At 42.3% G+C, this 16,690-nt stretch carries 14 protein-coding genes; 8 read left to right on the forward strand and 6 right to left on the reverse strand.

Translation table 11 applies throughout. From position 1 onward, the window contains the following. The first annotated feature begins 26 nt into the window (after nt 1-26). On the forward strand, nt 27-1,319 hold the full coding sequence (locus GVX98_RS00850) for a M20/M25/M40 family metallo-hydrolase (protein ID WP_159127009.1): 1,293 nt from the start codon (nt 27-29) through the stop codon (nt 1,317-1,319). Between the two features lie 272 nt (nt 1,320-1,591). On the opposite strand, the gene GVX98_RS16835 is transcribed toward GVX98_RS00850, so the two are convergent. Continuing rightward, nucleotides 1,592-1,819 carry a hypothetical protein gene (locus GVX98_RS16835; protein WP_010325666.1) on the reverse strand — a complete coding sequence of 76 codons (228 nt, stop codon included), beginning with the start codon at nt 1,817-1,819 and terminating at the stop codon, nt 1,592-1,594. Here GVX98_RS16835 and GVX98_RS00860 point away from each other — a divergent pair. Further along, nucleotides 1,818-4,223: a YgiQ family radical SAM protein gene (locus tag GVX98_RS00860; RefSeq protein ID WP_159127010.1), complete on the forward strand. Its 2,406-nt coding sequence runs from the start codon at nt 1,818-1,820 to the stop codon at nt 4,221-4,223. The genes GVX98_RS16835 and GVX98_RS00860 overlap by 2 nt on opposite strands. A 381-nt stretch (nt 4,224-4,604) precedes the next feature. After that, nucleotides 4,605-5,147, forward strand: coding sequence for a DUF2726 domain-containing protein (locus GVX98_RS00865; protein ID WP_159127011.1), 543 nt, complete (start codon nt 4,605-4,607; stop codon nt 5,145-5,147). A gap of 59 nt (nt 5,148-5,206) precedes the next feature. Here GVX98_RS00865 and GVX98_RS00870 read toward each other — a convergent pair whose 3' ends face one another. The 4 genes from GVX98_RS00870 to mdtD all read right to left on the reverse strand — a co-directional run bounded on the left by GVX98_RS00870 (nt 5,207) and on the right by mdtD (nt 9,564). Then, entirely contained in the window at nt 5,207-5,563 is a 357-nt protein-coding gene (locus GVX98_RS00870; protein WP_125273446.1) for a RidA family protein, read from the reverse strand. 526 nt (nt 5,564-6,089) lie between these two features. Further along, nucleotides 6,090-7,151: a DNA polymerase IV gene (gene dinB, locus GVX98_RS00875; RefSeq protein ID WP_159127012.1), complete on the reverse strand. Its 1,062-nt coding sequence runs from the start codon at nt 7,149-7,151 to the stop codon at nt 6,090-6,092. A 134-nt stretch (nt 7,152-7,285) separates the two neighbouring features. Next, nucleotides 7,286-7,999, reverse strand: coding sequence for a GH25 family lysozyme (locus tag GVX98_RS00880; protein ID WP_159127938.1), 714 nt, complete (start codon nt 7,997-7,999; stop codon nt 7,286-7,288). Between the two features lie 170 nt (nt 8,000-8,169). Next, nucleotides 8,170-9,564: a multidrug transporter subunit MdtD gene (mdtD, locus tag GVX98_RS00885; protein ID WP_159127013.1), complete on the reverse strand. Its 1,395-nt coding sequence runs from the start codon at nt 9,562-9,564 to the stop codon at nt 8,170-8,172. Nucleotides 9,565-9,724: 160 nt separating this feature from the next. On the opposite strand from mdtD, the gene GVX98_RS00890 reads away from it, so the two are divergent. Together GVX98_RS00890 and GVX98_RS00895 are read left to right on the forward strand one after the other, a co-directional pair. Further along, nucleotides 9,725-11,632, forward strand: a complete 1,908-nt coding sequence (locus tag GVX98_RS00890; protein ID WP_159127014.1) for a choice-of-anchor I family protein — start codon at nt 9,725-9,727, stop codon at nt 11,630-11,632. Between the two features lie 166 nt (nt 11,633-11,798). Beyond that, entirely contained in the window at nt 11,799-12,773 is a 975-nt protein-coding gene (locus GVX98_RS00895; protein ID WP_004692891.1) for a hypothetical protein, read from the forward strand. Nucleotides 12,774-12,832: 59 nt separating this feature from the next. Here the strand turns inward: GVX98_RS00895 and GVX98_RS00900 are convergent, their stop codons facing one another. Continuing rightward, on the reverse strand, nt 12,833-13,453 hold the full coding sequence (locus GVX98_RS00900; RefSeq protein ID WP_004978527.1) for a TIGR00730 family Rossman fold protein: 621 nt from the start codon (nt 13,451-13,453) through the stop codon (nt 12,833-12,835). Between the two features lie 335 nt (nt 13,454-13,788). Here GVX98_RS00900 and GVX98_RS00905 point away from each other — a divergent pair, with 335 nt between their 5' ends. The 3 genes from GVX98_RS00905 (at nt 13,789) to GVX98_RS00915 (ending at nt 16,611) form a co-directional block, all read left to right on the forward strand. Next, complete coding sequence (locus tag GVX98_RS00905) at nt 13,789-15,369, forward strand: TerC family protein (RefSeq protein WP_004978531.1); 1,581 nt, start codon at nt 13,789-13,791, stop codon at nt 15,367-15,369. A 70-nt stretch (nt 15,370-15,439) separates the two neighbouring features. Further along, nucleotides 15,440-15,907, forward strand: a complete 468-nt coding sequence (locus GVX98_RS00910) for a YchJ family protein (RefSeq protein ID WP_159127015.1) — start codon at nt 15,440-15,442, stop codon at nt 15,905-15,907. A 59-nt stretch (nt 15,908-15,966) separates the two neighbouring features. Further along, the gene (locus tag GVX98_RS00915) at nt 15,967-16,611 is read left to right on the forward strand and encodes a trimeric intracellular cation channel family protein (protein ID WP_004692884.1); all 645 of its coding nucleotides are present in this window, start codon (nt 15,967-15,969) and stop codon (nt 16,609-16,611) included. The last annotated feature ends 79 nt before the right edge of the window (nt 16,612-16,690 follow it).

Here is a 16,690-nt window from a genome sequence, read left to right on the forward strand (position 1 = left end):
CAATATCTTTAAATGGAATAATGAGTATGTCTAATAAAATTCAATATCAACTGAAAAAACTTCCTTTAATCTCATGTGCGTTGTTGAGCTGTTTAGCTTTTGGGCAAGTACATGCTGTATCTAATGATCAGGTCAAACATCTGGTTGAGTCAGAAAAAAAGAATTATTTAAATACTCTAGAGGCTTTAGTCAATATTGAGTCGGGGAGTAAAGATCTTGTCGGCGTGAATAAGATCGCAAAATATGTCGCCGAACAATTAAAAACGACAGGTGCTGAGGTCAGTATTGTAGAAGCTAAAGATATATATCGTATGGATGATACGCCCCAACAGACTGGTCCAATGGTAAAAGCTGTTTTAAAGGGTAAAGGCAGCAGTAAAATTATGCTAATTGCTCATATGGATACGGTGTATTTAACTGGAATGTTGAAAGACCAACCTTTTAAAATGGAAGGAGATAAAGTTTTTGGCCTTGGAATTTTAGATGATAAACAGGGAGTTGCTGCGATTATTCATACGCTTGATCTTTTGAAAAAGATGAATTATCAAGATTATGGCACGATCACAGTCTTACTTAACTCCGATGAGGAGATCAGTTCGCCAGGTTCACGCAAACTGATTACTGAAACTGCACAAGACCAAGATGTAGTTTTGTCATTTGAAGGTGGTGGTAAAGATGGTAGTTTACGATTAGCCACCAGTGGGATTGGTGCAGCATATTTAGAGGTTCACGGGAAATCTGCACATGCAGGGGTTAAGCCTGAAGCAGGCATAAATGCACTGACAGAATTATCACATCAAATCTTACAGTTACAAGATTTATCGAATCCTAAAACAGGGTTGAAATTAAACTGGACTGTAGCGAGTGCAGGTAAAGTGCGTAACGTGATTCCAGACCTTGCGACTGCACAAGCAGATGTTCGTGCTTTGCAAGTTAAAGATTTTCAGCAAGTGGAACGTGTATTACAGGAAAGGATTAAACGTAAAAAGTTAGCTGATAGTGAAGTTAAGTTAAAGTTTGAAATGCGTCGCCCACCTTTAATGGCAAATCCACAGGCAAAAAAATTGGCTGAACAAGCACAGCTTATTTACAAAAATGATTTTAACTTACCAATGAAGGTCTTAGCTGAAGCAACAGGTGGTGGTACAGATGCCGCATTTGCTGGCTTAAATTCGAAAGCAGCGATTTTAGAAGGCATGGGCTTATCTGGTGATGGTGCACATTCGAATAATGCTGAATATATTCTGGTCGAAAGTATTGTGCCGCGTTTATATTTAGCGACAAAGTTGATTATGGACTTATCGACCGCTCAAAAATAATAAAGTTGGTATGAAAGAACTCAACTGATTTGAGTTTTTACATGATGAAAGATGGTGTTTATTTTTAGCAGCATCTTTCATGAATCTAAATATCAGAATCTTACAGGGAAATGGATGAGATCTTAAATAAAAACTATATAAAGTGAGGGATATTCTGAGAGATCGGCATAGCTATAGTTGATGTTAATTTTTCATTCTTTGCTGGATAATTTAGTGGAATCTGTTGGGTCTCGATGTATTGCTTGCTGTCCCAAGTGATTGGACCTTAGTCTTTATTCTTTAAGGAATGAAGGGCCAGCTTTTGTCTCTTCACTGTCAAATTGTTTCTTTTTAAATAAAAACTTCGAAATTACGTTTGCATAAAAAAATAAATGATAACGTGCTGTATATGATGCTTTTTTAACCAAGCAAGCTGAATGTAATTCATGGTAAAATGATCGGCTTTCATCTTTGATCTTTATTTGAGATCTTTCATCTGCCAGCCGAGAATTGCTAGCCATGTCTACTGCTTATACTATGCAGACCGCGCCTAAAGCGTTGTTTGATTACGACAAATATTGGGCGTCATGTTTTGAACCTGCGCCATTTTTGCCGATGTCGCGCGAGGAAATGGACCAACTCGGTTGGGATAGTTGTGACTTTATTTTAGTCTGTGGTGATGCCTATATCGACCATCCATCATTTTGTTCTGGCATTATTGGCCGTACGTTAGAAGCACAAGGTTTCCGTGTCGGGATTATTGCACAACCTGATTGGACGAATGTTGAAGCATTTCGCGTTTTGGGTAAGCCAAATATCGCTTGGGGTGTGACTGCTGGGAATATGGATTCGATGATCAACCGTTATACGGCTGATCGTAAAATCCGTTCTGATGATGCCTATTCGCCAGATAATTTACCCAATAAACGTCCAGACCGTGCAGCAACCGTATATTGCCAACGTGTACGTGAAGCATTTCCAGATGTACCTGTATTGTTGGGTGGAATTGAAGCGTCTTTACGTCGTATTGCACATTATGACTATTGGTCAGACAAAGTTCGTCGTTCAGTGTTGATGGATTCAAAAGCCGATCTTTTGATGTATGGTAATGGTGAGCGTTCAATTACTGAGGTGATGCATCGCTTAGCCAAAGGCGAAAAAATTCACGAAATTACCGATGTTCGCGGCACGGCATTTATCGTGAATAAATTAAACCGTCCATCTAAAGCCAAGTTTGTGGAAATCGCATCGAATGATGTGGATACCATTGGCCGTGTTGATCCGATCATCAATCCCTATGTGATGACTGAAGATTTAGATGGCTGTGAAATTGAAAAAGATAAGGGTAACTCTTTAACCCAATACCAAAATTTCCAAAAAGAAATTGTGACGAATCAAATTGTTCGTGAAGGGGATAAACTCGATCCTGATACACAAATTGTGCAGTTACAGCCGTCTTCAAAGGCAATTAAACATAAATTACCGCCGCGTGAGCTGGCTGTGATTCGTTTGCCTGCATTTGAAGCAGTGGCAGATGATCCCGTTTTATATGCCCATGCCAACCGTATCTTACACCTTGAAACCAATCCAGGAAATGCGCGTGCTTTGGTACAAAAGCATGGCGAGCGTGATGTTTGGTTAAATGCTCCACCGATTCCGTTAACGACGGAAGAAATGGACTATGTGTTTGATTTACCTTATGCACGTCTACCGCATCCTGTCTATGCTGATGCGCGTTTCCCTGCATTTGACATGATCAAATTTTCGGTCAACATTATGCGTGGCTGTTTTGGTGGCTGTACCTTCTGTTCGATTACAGAACATGAAGGACGCATCATTCAAAACCGTTCAGAAGAATCGATTTTACGTGAAGTTGAAAAGATTCGTGATACTGCACCGGGTTTTACCGGCATCATTTCTGACTTGGGTGGGCCTACAGCAAACATGTATCGTTTGCACTGTAAAGACCCTGAAATTGAAAAGAACTGTCGTAAACCATCGTGTGTTTATCCGGGTGTTTGTCAAAACTTACATACGGATCATGCACCTTTAACGCAGTTATATCGTAAAGCACGCGCCATTAAAGGCATCAAAAAGATTCTAATTGGCTCAGGTTTACGCTATGACTTGGCGGTACTAAACCCTGAATATGTCAAAGAATTGGTTCAGCATCACGTCGGTGGTTATTTAAAAATTGCGCCTGAACATACCGAAAAAGGTCCATTGTCTAAGATGATGAAACCGGGCATCGGGACCTATGATCGTTTCAAACAAATGTTTGATCGTTTCAGTAAGGAGGCAGGTAAAGAACAGTATCTGATTCCGTACTTTATTGCAGCGCATCCGGGTACGACTGAATATGACATGATGAATTTGGCGATTTGGTTGAAAAAGAATGGTTTCCGTGCCGATCAGGTACAGACTTTCTATCCATCACCAATGGCAACAGCGACCACGATGTATCACACCGGTAAAAACCCATTAGCAAAAGTGGCGCGATATACTGAAGATGTGGATATTGTGAAAGGTGAGAAGCGTCGTCGTCTGCATAAAGCATTCTTACGTTATCATGATCCAAACAACTGGCCATTATTACGTGAAGCTTTAAAAGAAATGGGTCGCCAAGACTTGATTGGTAACTCGAAACAGCATTTGATTCCAACCTATCAACCGCAAGGGACAGAAGGTCAGTATCAGTCTGCTCGGAAGAAAAACTCAACCGTGGATGGTGATTCGCAAAAACGTAATGGTGATAGCCGTAACCAACAAGCGAAAAATCAATCGCGTCCATCGAATACCAAAAAGCGTCCTGAGCGCGGTCAGATTTTAACGCAGCATACAGGTTTGCCACCGCGTGAAACAGGTGACGCCAAGAAGCCATTTGGACATTCAAAGTCAAAACCAAAGTCTAAGTCACGTGCTTAATGGCAATTGAATATAAAAAAGGATGCTACGGCATCCTTTTTTAGGATCAATCTTTTTTTTGCGTTAGAAAAATAGCTTAGTGATTGGCTTTTCTGCCATCCGTCGGGAAAATTGGGTCAATCCGAAGAATCATATTGCACGTGAATGAATCACTCTATTACAGTGTAGATAGGCTAAAGAGCCAAAATTTCATTCGGATTAAAACAAAACGTGTTACAACGAATGACATTGCAAAAAATTGTTTAGTTTTATCAGCGTTTGTTTGATTTTAGCTTTAGTTTTTTTATTGCGTGGTTTGGGTAAATGGTCAGTAGGTTATACTGATCGGATAAAAATCGGTGTGATACCGAAAATTATAATAAAGATGAAAAGGATACAAATATGACAACTTATATGGTAATTGGTAGCGTGTTGTTGATACTGGTCATGATTTTAGCGAGTAAAGCGTTGATCCCTAAGACCAAGCAGCAAGATAGTGCATTAAGACAACGTGCTATTTTTAGTATGCATGAACAACTGACTTATACTCGTTTGAAAGAAATTTTACCGCATCATACTGTGCTGGCACATGTATCTTATGATGCCTTACTCACTACAAAATTTTCGCGTACACGAAATAAATACCGCAATTTGGTGGCTGATTTTGTCATTGTGGATAGTGCACAACAAGTTTTGGCAGTGGTTGCTTTAGAAGATCCGCTTTCACTGAAACGTCCACAAAAGGCACAGTTTCAGGATGCGATCCTCGATATGGCTGGCTATAAAGTGATTCGTTATGAAGAAGTGCCTGACTATCATCAGTTACGTGAAGATTTTTATGGCGATCTCTATGCTTCGTCACGTTTGACTAAAGATACGCATGAGGCCAAAAAATATGATTACTATAATGCAGCACAAACTCGAAAATTACGTCTGATTGGCTAATTGAATCTCAGTACACATCATAAAAACATGAAAACTCATGTTTTTATGATGTGTGTATTTTATGCAGGTTTCACTGCAACAACGGTTAACTCTACCAATACTCGTGGATCATAAAGTTTAGCTTCAACACAGGTACGGGGTAATGCATCAATATCTGCAACCCAAGCATCCCATACTTCATTGAAAGCTGCATAGTCTTGTTCAATATTCTTCAAATAAATCGTTACCGATAAGATATGACTTTTATCTGTGCCTGCATCAGCTAAAAATTGGTCAATCATGTCGAATGTTTGTTGGGTTTGACCTTTAATATCGAGATCAAAGTCAGACGCCAGTTGACCTGCCAAATGAACGAGGTTACCAGCAATCGCAACTTCAGAAAAACGATTTGAGACATGCAAACGTTGAACCGTCATGATGTATGCATCCTGTGTTATGAGTATAAAAATAGAACATAATAATGTAGCTCAATAGCCTACCACAAACTGATGTATGACAGATGGCTACGATGTTGGCTTTCAATCAGGTACAGAATTTTACAGCGTGAAAGATCCTATCTATTGTTATAAGCGCATGCGAACAGAGGATGGATTCAATATCTCGACGTGGGAATTACAAAAGATGAAGGAACACGATTAATAGGTCAATCTTATGCGGGCTTTATAAAAGTATATTTTTAAATATTGGATTATTCTGATGCTAGAGCGCTGCTCTGCAATATAAGGGGGAATACCATGATAAATATCAGAGATGTCCTGTAATCTTCGGATTTGATCGTCACGCCAATCACAGGACGTATGCTAAAAGTAAAGGTAAGTTTTAGCATCTCAGCGGTTACATGGATAAATGCAGCGCGTCATTAGATTACTCTAAAAACACAGTTTGTGAATGCTAAATTGCATTATTTTTGTTCTTTTGGTTAAAAAGTGACTCATTGAGCATTCAGTCAGACCATAAAGAGAGCTGGGGTAAAGGCTCTTGAGTCGAAAGAGCATAGACCCCAACACCGATAAGACGAAATTGTTGATCCGGTGTGATTTGCATTTCTTTGAGTAAGATATCTAAGGTCATTTGCAGTTCAGTTTGATGCTTTAATGGCATTTTGAAGCTTTTACTGTGCTGTAGGGTTTGAAAGTTTTTCAGTTTCAGTTTGACGGTGACACCGCGGGCATACAGTTGCTTTTTCTCTAAGCTTTGCCAGACTTGTGCAATCAACTTGGGCCAAAATGGGAGACATTGTTCAAGGGTTAAGTCATCATCAAAAGTGGTTTCTTTTGAAATTTGCTGACGTTCTCTTTCCGCTTGTACAGGACGCTCATCAATCCCTTGTGCATATAGATAGAGCTGTTTTCCATACTTGCCAAAATGATGAATCAGGATATTTTCATCCACATGCTGTAAATCACCTAAAGTTTCAAGTTTGAGCGCATGTAATTTTTCTTGCATGACTTTACCCACTCCGGGGATTTTTTTAAGCGGCAAGTGCTGAATAAACTGCTGAACTTGTGAGGGTTTAATCACGCAGATACCATTGGGTTTATTCCAGTCCGAAGCAACTTTGGCTAGAAACTTATTCGGTGCAACACCCGCAGAGGCGGTCAGTCCTGTGCTCTGAAAAATATCAGCACGGATGCGTTCAGCAACTTCTGTGGCGCTGGCCAGTTGTTGTAAATTTTCCGTCACATCTAAATAAGCTTCATCTAAGGAAAGCGGTTCAATGAGTGTGGTATAACGCTCAAAAATTGTATGAATTTGCTCTGAGACTGCACGGTATTTAGAGAAATTAGGTTCAATTACTATCACTTGAGGGCAGCGTTTTTTGGCTTGAGTCATCGACATGGCAGAGCGGAGTCCGTAACTACGTGCAGGGTAGGATGCGGCTGCAATGACGGCACGAGGATGGTGTGAAGAAATCACCACAGGTAAATGCTTTAAGTCGGGACGATCAAGTAACTCCACCGAGGCATAGAAGGCATCCATGTCGATGTGAATGATTTTTCGCATGCTGAATTTTAATGTTGAAACCTAAGTCAGTATTGCACTATTCAGATCGATTGCGTAGTCCTCTATGCGGCATAAGCGACAGAATTTGACTTGGTATTTTTGTATTTGAACTTCAATGATGGGCTTGAAACTGCTTACTTGATCGGTAAGTTTTGTGGCAGTTGATAAAGCCCTTGGCGCTCTAAAAAGCTGATCCAATCTTGTTCTGAGCCGTGAAATACATTGAGATCCACCAAGGTTGGTATGCCTTTAATTTGACCTTGGCTGGTGTGTTGCCAAAAGGTCCATTTCGGATTGCCTTTGAGCTCAGGCTGGCCTTGATATTCACGAATCCAAAGGGGAGTTTGTTTAAATTCATCGACTAAAACAATATTATAAAATGCTTTAGAGGTATAAAAAATGGGTTGCAATCCATAGTGTTGATAGAGTTGGTCGTGCATGACCTGAATTTCTTTGAGCAGCTGTTCTCTGGTATAGGTGTTGATACAGGTGCTGTCATATTCCAAATCAATCACAGGTGGCAAACTATCGGTTTTCTTCGGTACAGTTTCGATAAAGTTCTGCGCCTGAATCTGGCCATCACGGCATAAACGATAAAAATGATAAGCCCCGACTAAAAAGCCTTGTTCACGAGCTTTGAGCCAATTGTCCTGAAATTTACGGTCTTTGAAATCGCCCCCTTCGGTGGCTTTTAAATAGACGAATTTAAACTCTTGGGGAGAAATCGATTGCCATTGGATGTCGCCCTGATGATGAGACACATCAAAGCCTTTTACCGGATACTCTTGGGCAGATGCGACATTGTTCTGCAAGAAAAAATAGGTGATCCCCAGTCCGACACATAGCATCACTACACAGGCAAGTATGTAATAGGGATATGAGGTTTTTGACGGCGTGGAAACTTTTTTTCTAGCGGACATGCTTTTGCAGGTATTGGTTTTTAGCTCATCATCATAGCTCGAATTTGCGGAACTGACCATGATGATTATGGTCAGTGAATGGCGGCACTTTGTATCTGTTATTCATCCACGGTATCTTTGGGGATGTGCCAGAAAATGGCCGCGGTAATCAGGTTAATACAGCCTAAAACAATTAAGGTGTTATGGAATGCCATGACGATGTGATCTGTGCCCAAATATGCCGTAAAGACATTGACCAAAGTACCTGCTAGAGCCACACCAATGCTCATCGACACCATCATGATCATCGACAAGAAACTGTTGCCACTGCTGGCATCTTGTTGCGGTAAATCTTTCAGCGTGAGGGTATTCATAGACACAAATTGCAGGGAGTTCAGCATGCCAAAAACAAAGAAATGCAGTGCGCGCAGCCAGGTTGGGGTGTCTGCGGTATTGAGGGCAAAACTGGCGATACATGCGCCGACCAACAAGGTGTTAACCAAAAGCACATGGCGATAACCAAAGCGCTGAATCAAGTGACGAATGATGGGTTTAGATGCCAGTGAACCCAACACTGTCGGAATCATCAAAAGCCCCGTCACAAAGGGTTCAAAACCGAAAGCCACTTGTAACATGAGTGGCATCAAAAAGGGCATAGCATTGCCACCGAGGCGAGCAAAGAAGTTACCTAAAATACCCACGGCATAAATGCGGTTACGAAACAGTTTGCTGCGAAATAGCGCATTTTGATGGGTATGTGCATGATAGGCATACCAAAGCGCAGTCACCAAGCTCAGCACAATCAGCCCCATACTCCACCATAAAGTCAGGTGCGGACTGGCAAAATTTTCAATCCCTAGAGATAGTCCTGCCATGGTGATCACCAACAGGATAAAACCCCAAAAGTCAAAACGCGGTACATTCTGCTCAGTGACATTCGGCATGGCTTTAAAGCTAATCAGGACACCTAACAGCCCCATGGGGAGGTTAATCAGGAAAATCCAATGCCATGTACTGACTTCGACCAACCAGCCCCCGAGTGTTGGACCAATCAGAGGGCCAATCAGTCCCGCGAGACTCATTAAACTCATGGCCGATAAGAACTGCGTCCGCGGAATGACTTTGAGCATGGCTAAACGGCCAACAGGGAGCAATAATGCACCACCGATGCCTTGTAATACGCGATAGAACAATAACTCATTTAAGCTTTCAGAAAAGCCACAGCCCAGCGAGGCAAGGGTAAAAATGATAATGGCACTGAAATAGGTATTGCGCACTCCAAAACGGTCGGCGAGCCAGCCACTCAAGGGAATACAGGCAGCAACGGCAAGCACATAGGCCACTACCACGCTATGCATTTGCAGCGGGTCTTCATTCAGACTGGCTGCCATAGCCGGTAGAGCGGTATTCACAATGGTGGTATCTAAGCCTTGCATAAAAAAGCCAATCGAAACCAGAAGTACCAAAAGACGGTACTCAGGAGCGAGTGCTTGATGGGTCGGCGTTTGGTTCATAGATACAACAAAGTGAAATTTTTAAACAGTTTAGCTTAATTTAAGTTGGACTGTTGTTGCGAATGTGCATTTATCACATGCCATCAAATTGACATCTCCACGTCATGTGTTTGCAACGCGTGCGTCATACATTGGTCAAATTTGAACCGATATTTAGATCATGATGAATAAAACATATAGTGCTGTCTTTTTAGCATGCATGGGGTTGGGCTTAGCAGGATGCAATCACAGTGATGATAAGCAAACCATCACACCACCACCTGTGGTAGAGGAAGCCACGCCGAATAGTATCGAACTGGTTCATCTTGCAAATTATGAGTCGGGGATATTTGGACAAAGTGCAGCTGAAATCCCTGCCTATGATGCTGCGAGTAAGCGTCTGTTCGTGGTGAATGCACAAAAAGGCATGGTCGATGTTTTAGATTTCTCCCAACCAGCGCAACCGACATATATCCAATCTTTGGAGGCCAAAACTTATTTAGCTAATTCCGAAGTGAATAGTGTCGCGGTGCATAATGGCATCGTCGCGCTTGCGGTTCAGGCTGAGGATAAAACCCAAACCGGTATTGTGGCTTTTTTTAAAGCACAGGATCTCTCTTTTATCAGCCAAGTCAACGTGGGAGCTTTGCCAGATATGTTGACCTTCACGCCTGATGGTCGAAAAGTACTGGTAGCGAATGAAGCGGAACCGAATGAAGGGTATCAAGTCGATCCCGAAGGTTCGGTCAGTATTATTGATATTTCAGATATTCAAAAACCAACAGCAACTATTGCGGGTTTCCACGCATGGAATGACCGTAAACAAGACTTATTAGATGCAGGCATTCGTATTTTTGGCCCAGACATCAGTCAATACCCAAATGTAGCGACCGCAGGTATTCAAACGACCACCGTTGCACAAGACCTAGAGCCTGAGTACATCGCAGTCAGTGCTGATGGTAAAAAAGCATGGGTCAGTTTGCAGGAAAATAATGCCATTGGGGTTTTAGACCTAGCAAAAAATCAATTTGTTGATCTTTTCCCGATGGGCTACAAGGACCATAGTTTGCCTGAAAATGCCTTGGATGGAAGTGACCGTGACTGTGCTATTGGTCAAGACTCTTTGGGGCGTAGTATTACAGAATGTGCAAAAGATGCCGGCATGATTAATATCCGCTCTTGGCCGGGTCTATATGGCATGTATATGCCCGATGCCATTGCTCAATATCAAGCCAACGGCAAAACCTATTTGGTCACGGCCAATGAGGGGGATGCCCGTGAATGGCTAAGGGATGAAGCCAAATACTTTGAAGGCGGGGACTTAAATGCTGGTTATGCTGAAGAGATACGCATCAAACATTTGTTTAAAAAAGCAGGTTTTGACGCCAAAGGTGATTATGCCGCGCATTTACGTCAGCTTGCACCGGGCGTGAAAGGGGCAAAATTAAACCCCGAGGTGTTTAAACCTTGTCAAATGGCTGACGCAACAGAAGTCTGCGCGGATAATTTAATTAAAGATTCACAAATTGGACGTTTGACCATTAGCTGGACGCAAGGTTATCAAAAAGATACACTGACAGGGCTACCGAAGCTAGATGAAAATGGTCGTCTGACTTATGACAAATTATATGCCTATGGTGGCCGTTCGGTAAGTATTGTCGACCCTGAAACCAAGCAGATTGTATGGGACTCGGGGAGTGAGTTTGAGCGAAAAATTGCGGAGTTGTTTCCAAATCAATTTAATAGCAATCATGAAGCATTTAAATTTGATGACCGTAGTGACAATAAAGGCCCTGAACCTGAAGGCGTGACGTTGGGTAAAATTGGTGAAAAGACCTTTGCCTTTATTGGACTTGAGCGTGCTAGTGGCATCATGGTGTATGACATTAGCAACCCGAATCAGGCTAAATTTGTTCAGTATCTGAACCATCGCAATACCAATGAAACAGAAGTCACGAAGCAAGGTGACTTAGGCCCAGAAGGTTTGATTTTCATCGCGGCGAAGAATTCACCAAATGGTCACCCGCTGTTGGTGGTGGGAAATGAAGTCAGTGGTAGTACAGCGGTTTATGAAGTCAAACTCAATTAAAAAACTGAGTTTTGACTTTGAAAAAAGAGCACTACGGTGCTCTTTTTTTATGGCGCTACAAAAAATATATGACAGGGATGTCATGAAAATGAAATAAAACCGTCATAATCTTTGGCAAACGTCCAAGGGCACTGTCTTGGAATAAATTATTCAAAAGGTTGGTTTTATGACAATCGAAATTTTGATGGTGATAGGCTTCTGTTTAGCCGCTTATTCTATCGTCGGAAATGATGTGCCACAGACATTAGGTACGTTTATTTCATCCAATGCACATCGTCCATGGTGGGTGCTTTGGCTCTTTATCAGTACCATTTTGGTGGTGGTGTTGATTTATGGTTGGTATGCATCCGGTGTGGGAGATGCATCATATGGCCGTTTAGAAACGATCCCTTTTCCTGAGGGTGGGGTCACGTGGCTATATATTGTGCCACCGATTTTACTGTTATTTTTAACCAAATACGGAATTCCCGTCAGTACCACTTTCTTGGTTTTAACCATTTTCTCGCCTGCAAGTTTAGGCTCGATGATGGTGAAATCGATGATGGGCTACGCGGTGGCCTTTGTGGTTGCGATTATTGTCTATCGTTTTGTGATGCGCCAAGTCGCGAAGTATTTTGCGAAAACTCGTAACCAAGAACCGTCGCATATTTGGATCGGACTACAGTGGGTCTCTACGGCTTTTCTGTGGAGTCAGTGGCTGATTCAAGATTTGGCCAATATTTTCGTCTATGTACCCCGTCAAGTGCCGTTTTCATTTTTACTGTTTGCCATCACGGTCTTTGTGGTGTTGTTGGCGGTGATTTTGTACCAACGCGGTGGTGCGATTCAGAAGATTGTCGATACCAAAACAGGTGTCACTGATATTCGTGCAGCGACTATTATTGACTTTATGTATGCCCTGATTTTGTTGGTCTTCAAAGAGTGGAGCAATATTCCAATGAGTACCACATGGGTATTCTTAGGTTTACTTGCAGGTCGTGAGTTTGCAATGTCGATGATTTTTGATGAAGTGAACAAACACCGCACTTCGCGTAACGTCAGTAAAGATGCGATGAAATTGATGTTTGGTTTAGCCATGTCCGTGATTCTGGCGACCACACTGCCGTGGTTCTATAACTTTGTTACTCATTATGGGCAATAACCGCACATGTTAAAAAAGCGAGCTCTAGGCTCGCTTTTTTATGGCATTAAGAACAGGGTTTAAATGGCAAAGTGTGCTGGACTGCCGAGGTTGGCAATGGCTGAATAAATCTGTTCAGCATGGTTGCACACAATCAGTTTTGCGCGGTGCTGTGGCGGTAGAAAACCTTCTTCTACTGCATGATCCAACTGGGTAATCAGTGCGTCATAGAAACCATTGACGTTATAAATCATCATCGGTTTTTGATGTTGGTTCAGTTGTCCCCAGGTTGCCACTTCTAAAATTTCTTCAAAAGTGCCTAAACCACCAGGTAGTGCGACAAAGGCACTTGCACGTTCGGCCATTAAGGCTTTGCGCTCATGCATGGTTTGTACAACATGTAATTCGGTCAGTTGGTGATGCGCAATTTCATAATCCAGCATAAATTCTGGAATGACGCCGACTGCTTCACCGCCGTGGCTAATCATGGCATCGGCCACTTGTCCCATGAGGCCAATGCTGGCCCCCCCATAAACCAGACCAAAACCCTGTTTAGCTAAGCCTTGTGCCAGTGCAATCGCTTTTTCTTGATAAATCGGTTTATTGCCTGAACGAGAACCGCAATAAAGTGCGATCAGAGGTTGAGTGGTTTGAACGTTTACTTCAGTGTTGAGAGAGGATATTTTTAATTCACTATTCATGGCGTATGTTTTTACCTTTTGCTTTATCTACTTTTTCTCTCTTAGTTTAAGCAAGAAATGTGACGGCAAGCTGTATTTAATCTAACAATCGGGTAATAATTTGTTAAATCTTTTAAAACAGTGCACTTTTGAAAAAAAGATGAATTTCATGTAGATCTTGCCTATACTTATTTCCTGTTTTACAACACAAGAACGAACATGGGTAGTGGTAGTTGTCGCTCAAGACATCTTCAGTTTTCCGAAAAAAAATTACAGCCATTGGTGCTGAATCTTCCTTTTCATCCGCTTAAGTTGCGTTATGCGCCATATATTTCCCTTCGACAGGAGCAGATCACATGATATTTGAATGGATGTCTGATCCTTCTGCGTGGGTGGGGTTACTCACTTTAGTGGTGCTGGAAATTGTGCTGGGGATTGATAACTTGGTTTTTATTGCGATTTTGGCGGAGAAACTTCCACCAGAACAACGCAATACGGCTCGAGTTGTTGGTTTGATCCTTGCACTTTTAATGCGTTTAGTGCTGTTGGCCTCAATTGCTTGGGTGGTGACACTGACCGAGCCGCTGTTCCATATCTTCGATCATCCTTTCTCAGGACGGGATTTGATTCTTCTGTTTGGTGGGGTGTTCTTACTGTTTAAAGGCACCATGGAACTGCATGAACGCATTGACGCCAAAGTGGTTCAGAAAGAAGAAAGTCCAGCCAATGCTGTGTTTTGGATGGTGATCGTTCAGATTGTGGTTTTGGATGCTGTGTTTTCCTTAGACTCGGTGATTACCGCAGTCGGTATGGTTAAACATCTGTCTGTGATGATGATTGCGGTGATTATCGCCGTGGGCATTATGTTGTGGGCATCGAAAGCCTTGATGGAATTTGTCAACAAACATCCGACCGTAGTGATTTTGTGTCTCGGCTTCTTGATGATGATCGGTTTCTCATTGATTGTAGAAGGCTTTGGTTTCCATATTCCAAAAGGTTACTTATATGCCGCGATTGGTTTCTCGGTGATTGTTGAATTCATCAACCAAACCATGCGCCGTAATCAAGAAAAAATGGTCACCACTACAGACCTTCGCTATAAAACTGCATCTGCAGTGCTGCGAATGTTGGGCGGTAAAAGTAGTGATCATGCCTCTGAGCCTGAAGATGTACTGGCAACTCGCGCCTATGCGGATGAAGTGTTTGATCCTGAAAATGGGGTCTATCATAGTGTCTTGGTGCAAGGGGTGCTGGGTTTGTCTGAACGCCCAGTGAAGTCCGTGATGACCCCACGTCCAGAGTTGGAGTGGATTGATTTAGAGGATGAAGAAGCTTCAATCAAATCACAACTACTCAGTATTACGCATTCGCGTTTAATCGTGGCACGGGGCGAGTTAGACAACATCGCAGGTGTGGTGCTGACCCATAAAGTTTTGAATGAATATATTGAAACGGGTGTACTCGATTTTGATAAACATTTACGTGAGCCTGTGATTGTGCATGAAAATGCGCAAGTCCTGATGGTGATGGAACAACTGCGTCAAGCACCGTTGCAAATGGCTTTGGTCTTGAACGAGTACGGCTCGATTGAAGGGATTGCCACGCCGATTGACGTATTAGAAGCGATTGCAGGGGAGTTCCCCGATGAAGATGCTGAAGACAATGTGGCTGAAAGTTTAGAAGATGGCAGCTTGATGCTGGATGGCTCTACTGATATTCGTCATGTCTCGTTATTGTTGGATCGTGATTTGGTCGATGAGTCCGATCAGTACTCAACCTTGTCAGGCTATATCCTCTTTCATTTAGGTCGTTTACCCGAAAATGGCTCTAGCCTTGAAGCAGATGGTTGTATTTTTGAAGTGGTGACGATGGATGGGCACAAAATTGAAAAAGTGCATGTGATTCCAAAGTCAGATCTGCACAAGGAATCATCTTAAAACAAACCGTAATCTGGTTTGAACAGGTTAAAATAGCTCGCAATGTCGAGCTATTTTTTATGGAAAAATCATGAGTAATGTTGAGTGTCCGTGTGGACAGGGTGAATATGAACAGTGCTGTCAGCCTTTGCACTTGGGACAAAGTCGTGCGCAGAGCGCTACTCAACTTATGCGCTCACGTTATAGTGCTTTTGCCAAACAGCAAATTGATTACATTGTGCAAACCACAGCGTTGGGACAGCAACAGGTTCTAGATGTTGCAGCAATTGCGGAGTGGAGTCGAAGCAACCAATGGGTGAAGTTAGGCGTCGTGCAGGCCAATGAAAAACTCGATAAAAACCATGCCATGGTCGAGTTCAAAGCCCATTATCATGATGGCAAATCGCCACAGATACATCATGAAATTTCACATTTTGTGAAACATGCCGAGGCATGGTATTTTTTAGATCCAACCACTGAAATGCAAATCACCATGAAACAAGCGTGCATCTGCGGTTCAGAGAAAAAATTTAAACAATGTTGTGCACAATTTTTATAATTTTAAGCAAATTTGGCTTAGAATAGCGCGCATCAATTAGCCTATATGGAATCCAGGCGATGTTACTCACTATTATTTATATTATAGCGATCACAGCAGAGGCAATGACAGGTGCACTGTCGGCGGGTCGGCGTAGTATGGATTGGTTTGGTGTGGTGATTATTGCCTGTGTCACAGCACTGGGTGGCGGTTCTGTCCGCGATGTGTTGTTGGGACATTATCCGTTGACTTGGGTCAAGCATCCTGAATATCTGATGCTGACGTGTTTTGCCGCTTTTATGACGATTTTGATTGCTAAGTGGATGCGCCATTTACGTAATATCTTCTTGGTCCTCGATGCTTTGGGCCTGATCGGTTTTACCATCATTGGCTGTCAAATTGCCTTAGAAATGGGACATGGTTTTGTGGTGTCTGCGGTTGCAGGAGTTCTGACAGGGGTCTCAGGCGGTATCTTACGTGATATTTTGTGTAATGACGTCCCTTTGGTGTTCCGCCGTGAGCTGTATGCCAGTATTTCTTTTGTCGCGGTGATTTTCTATTGGGGCTGCATTCAGCTCGGTTTATCACTTGAGCTGACCGTGATTTCGACTTTGATCTTTGGTTTTAGCTTACGTCTAATCGCGATTTACTTTGGCTTAGAAATGCCAAAATTCATTTATCAAGATGATGATGAACAATCTGCTTCGTCGAAAGATGCGAGCTAAAATAGCAGTGATTTGACTGCCTTGTTTGTATAAAAAAAGCACATAATGATAAAGCCTGTTGAGAAAGCAGCCCGCTATC

The organism is Acinetobacter sp. 8I-beige (assembly GCF_902505955.1).
GTDB classification, from domain to species: domain Bacteria; phylum Pseudomonadota; class Gammaproteobacteria; order Pseudomonadales; family Moraxellaceae; genus Acinetobacter; species Acinetobacter johnsonii.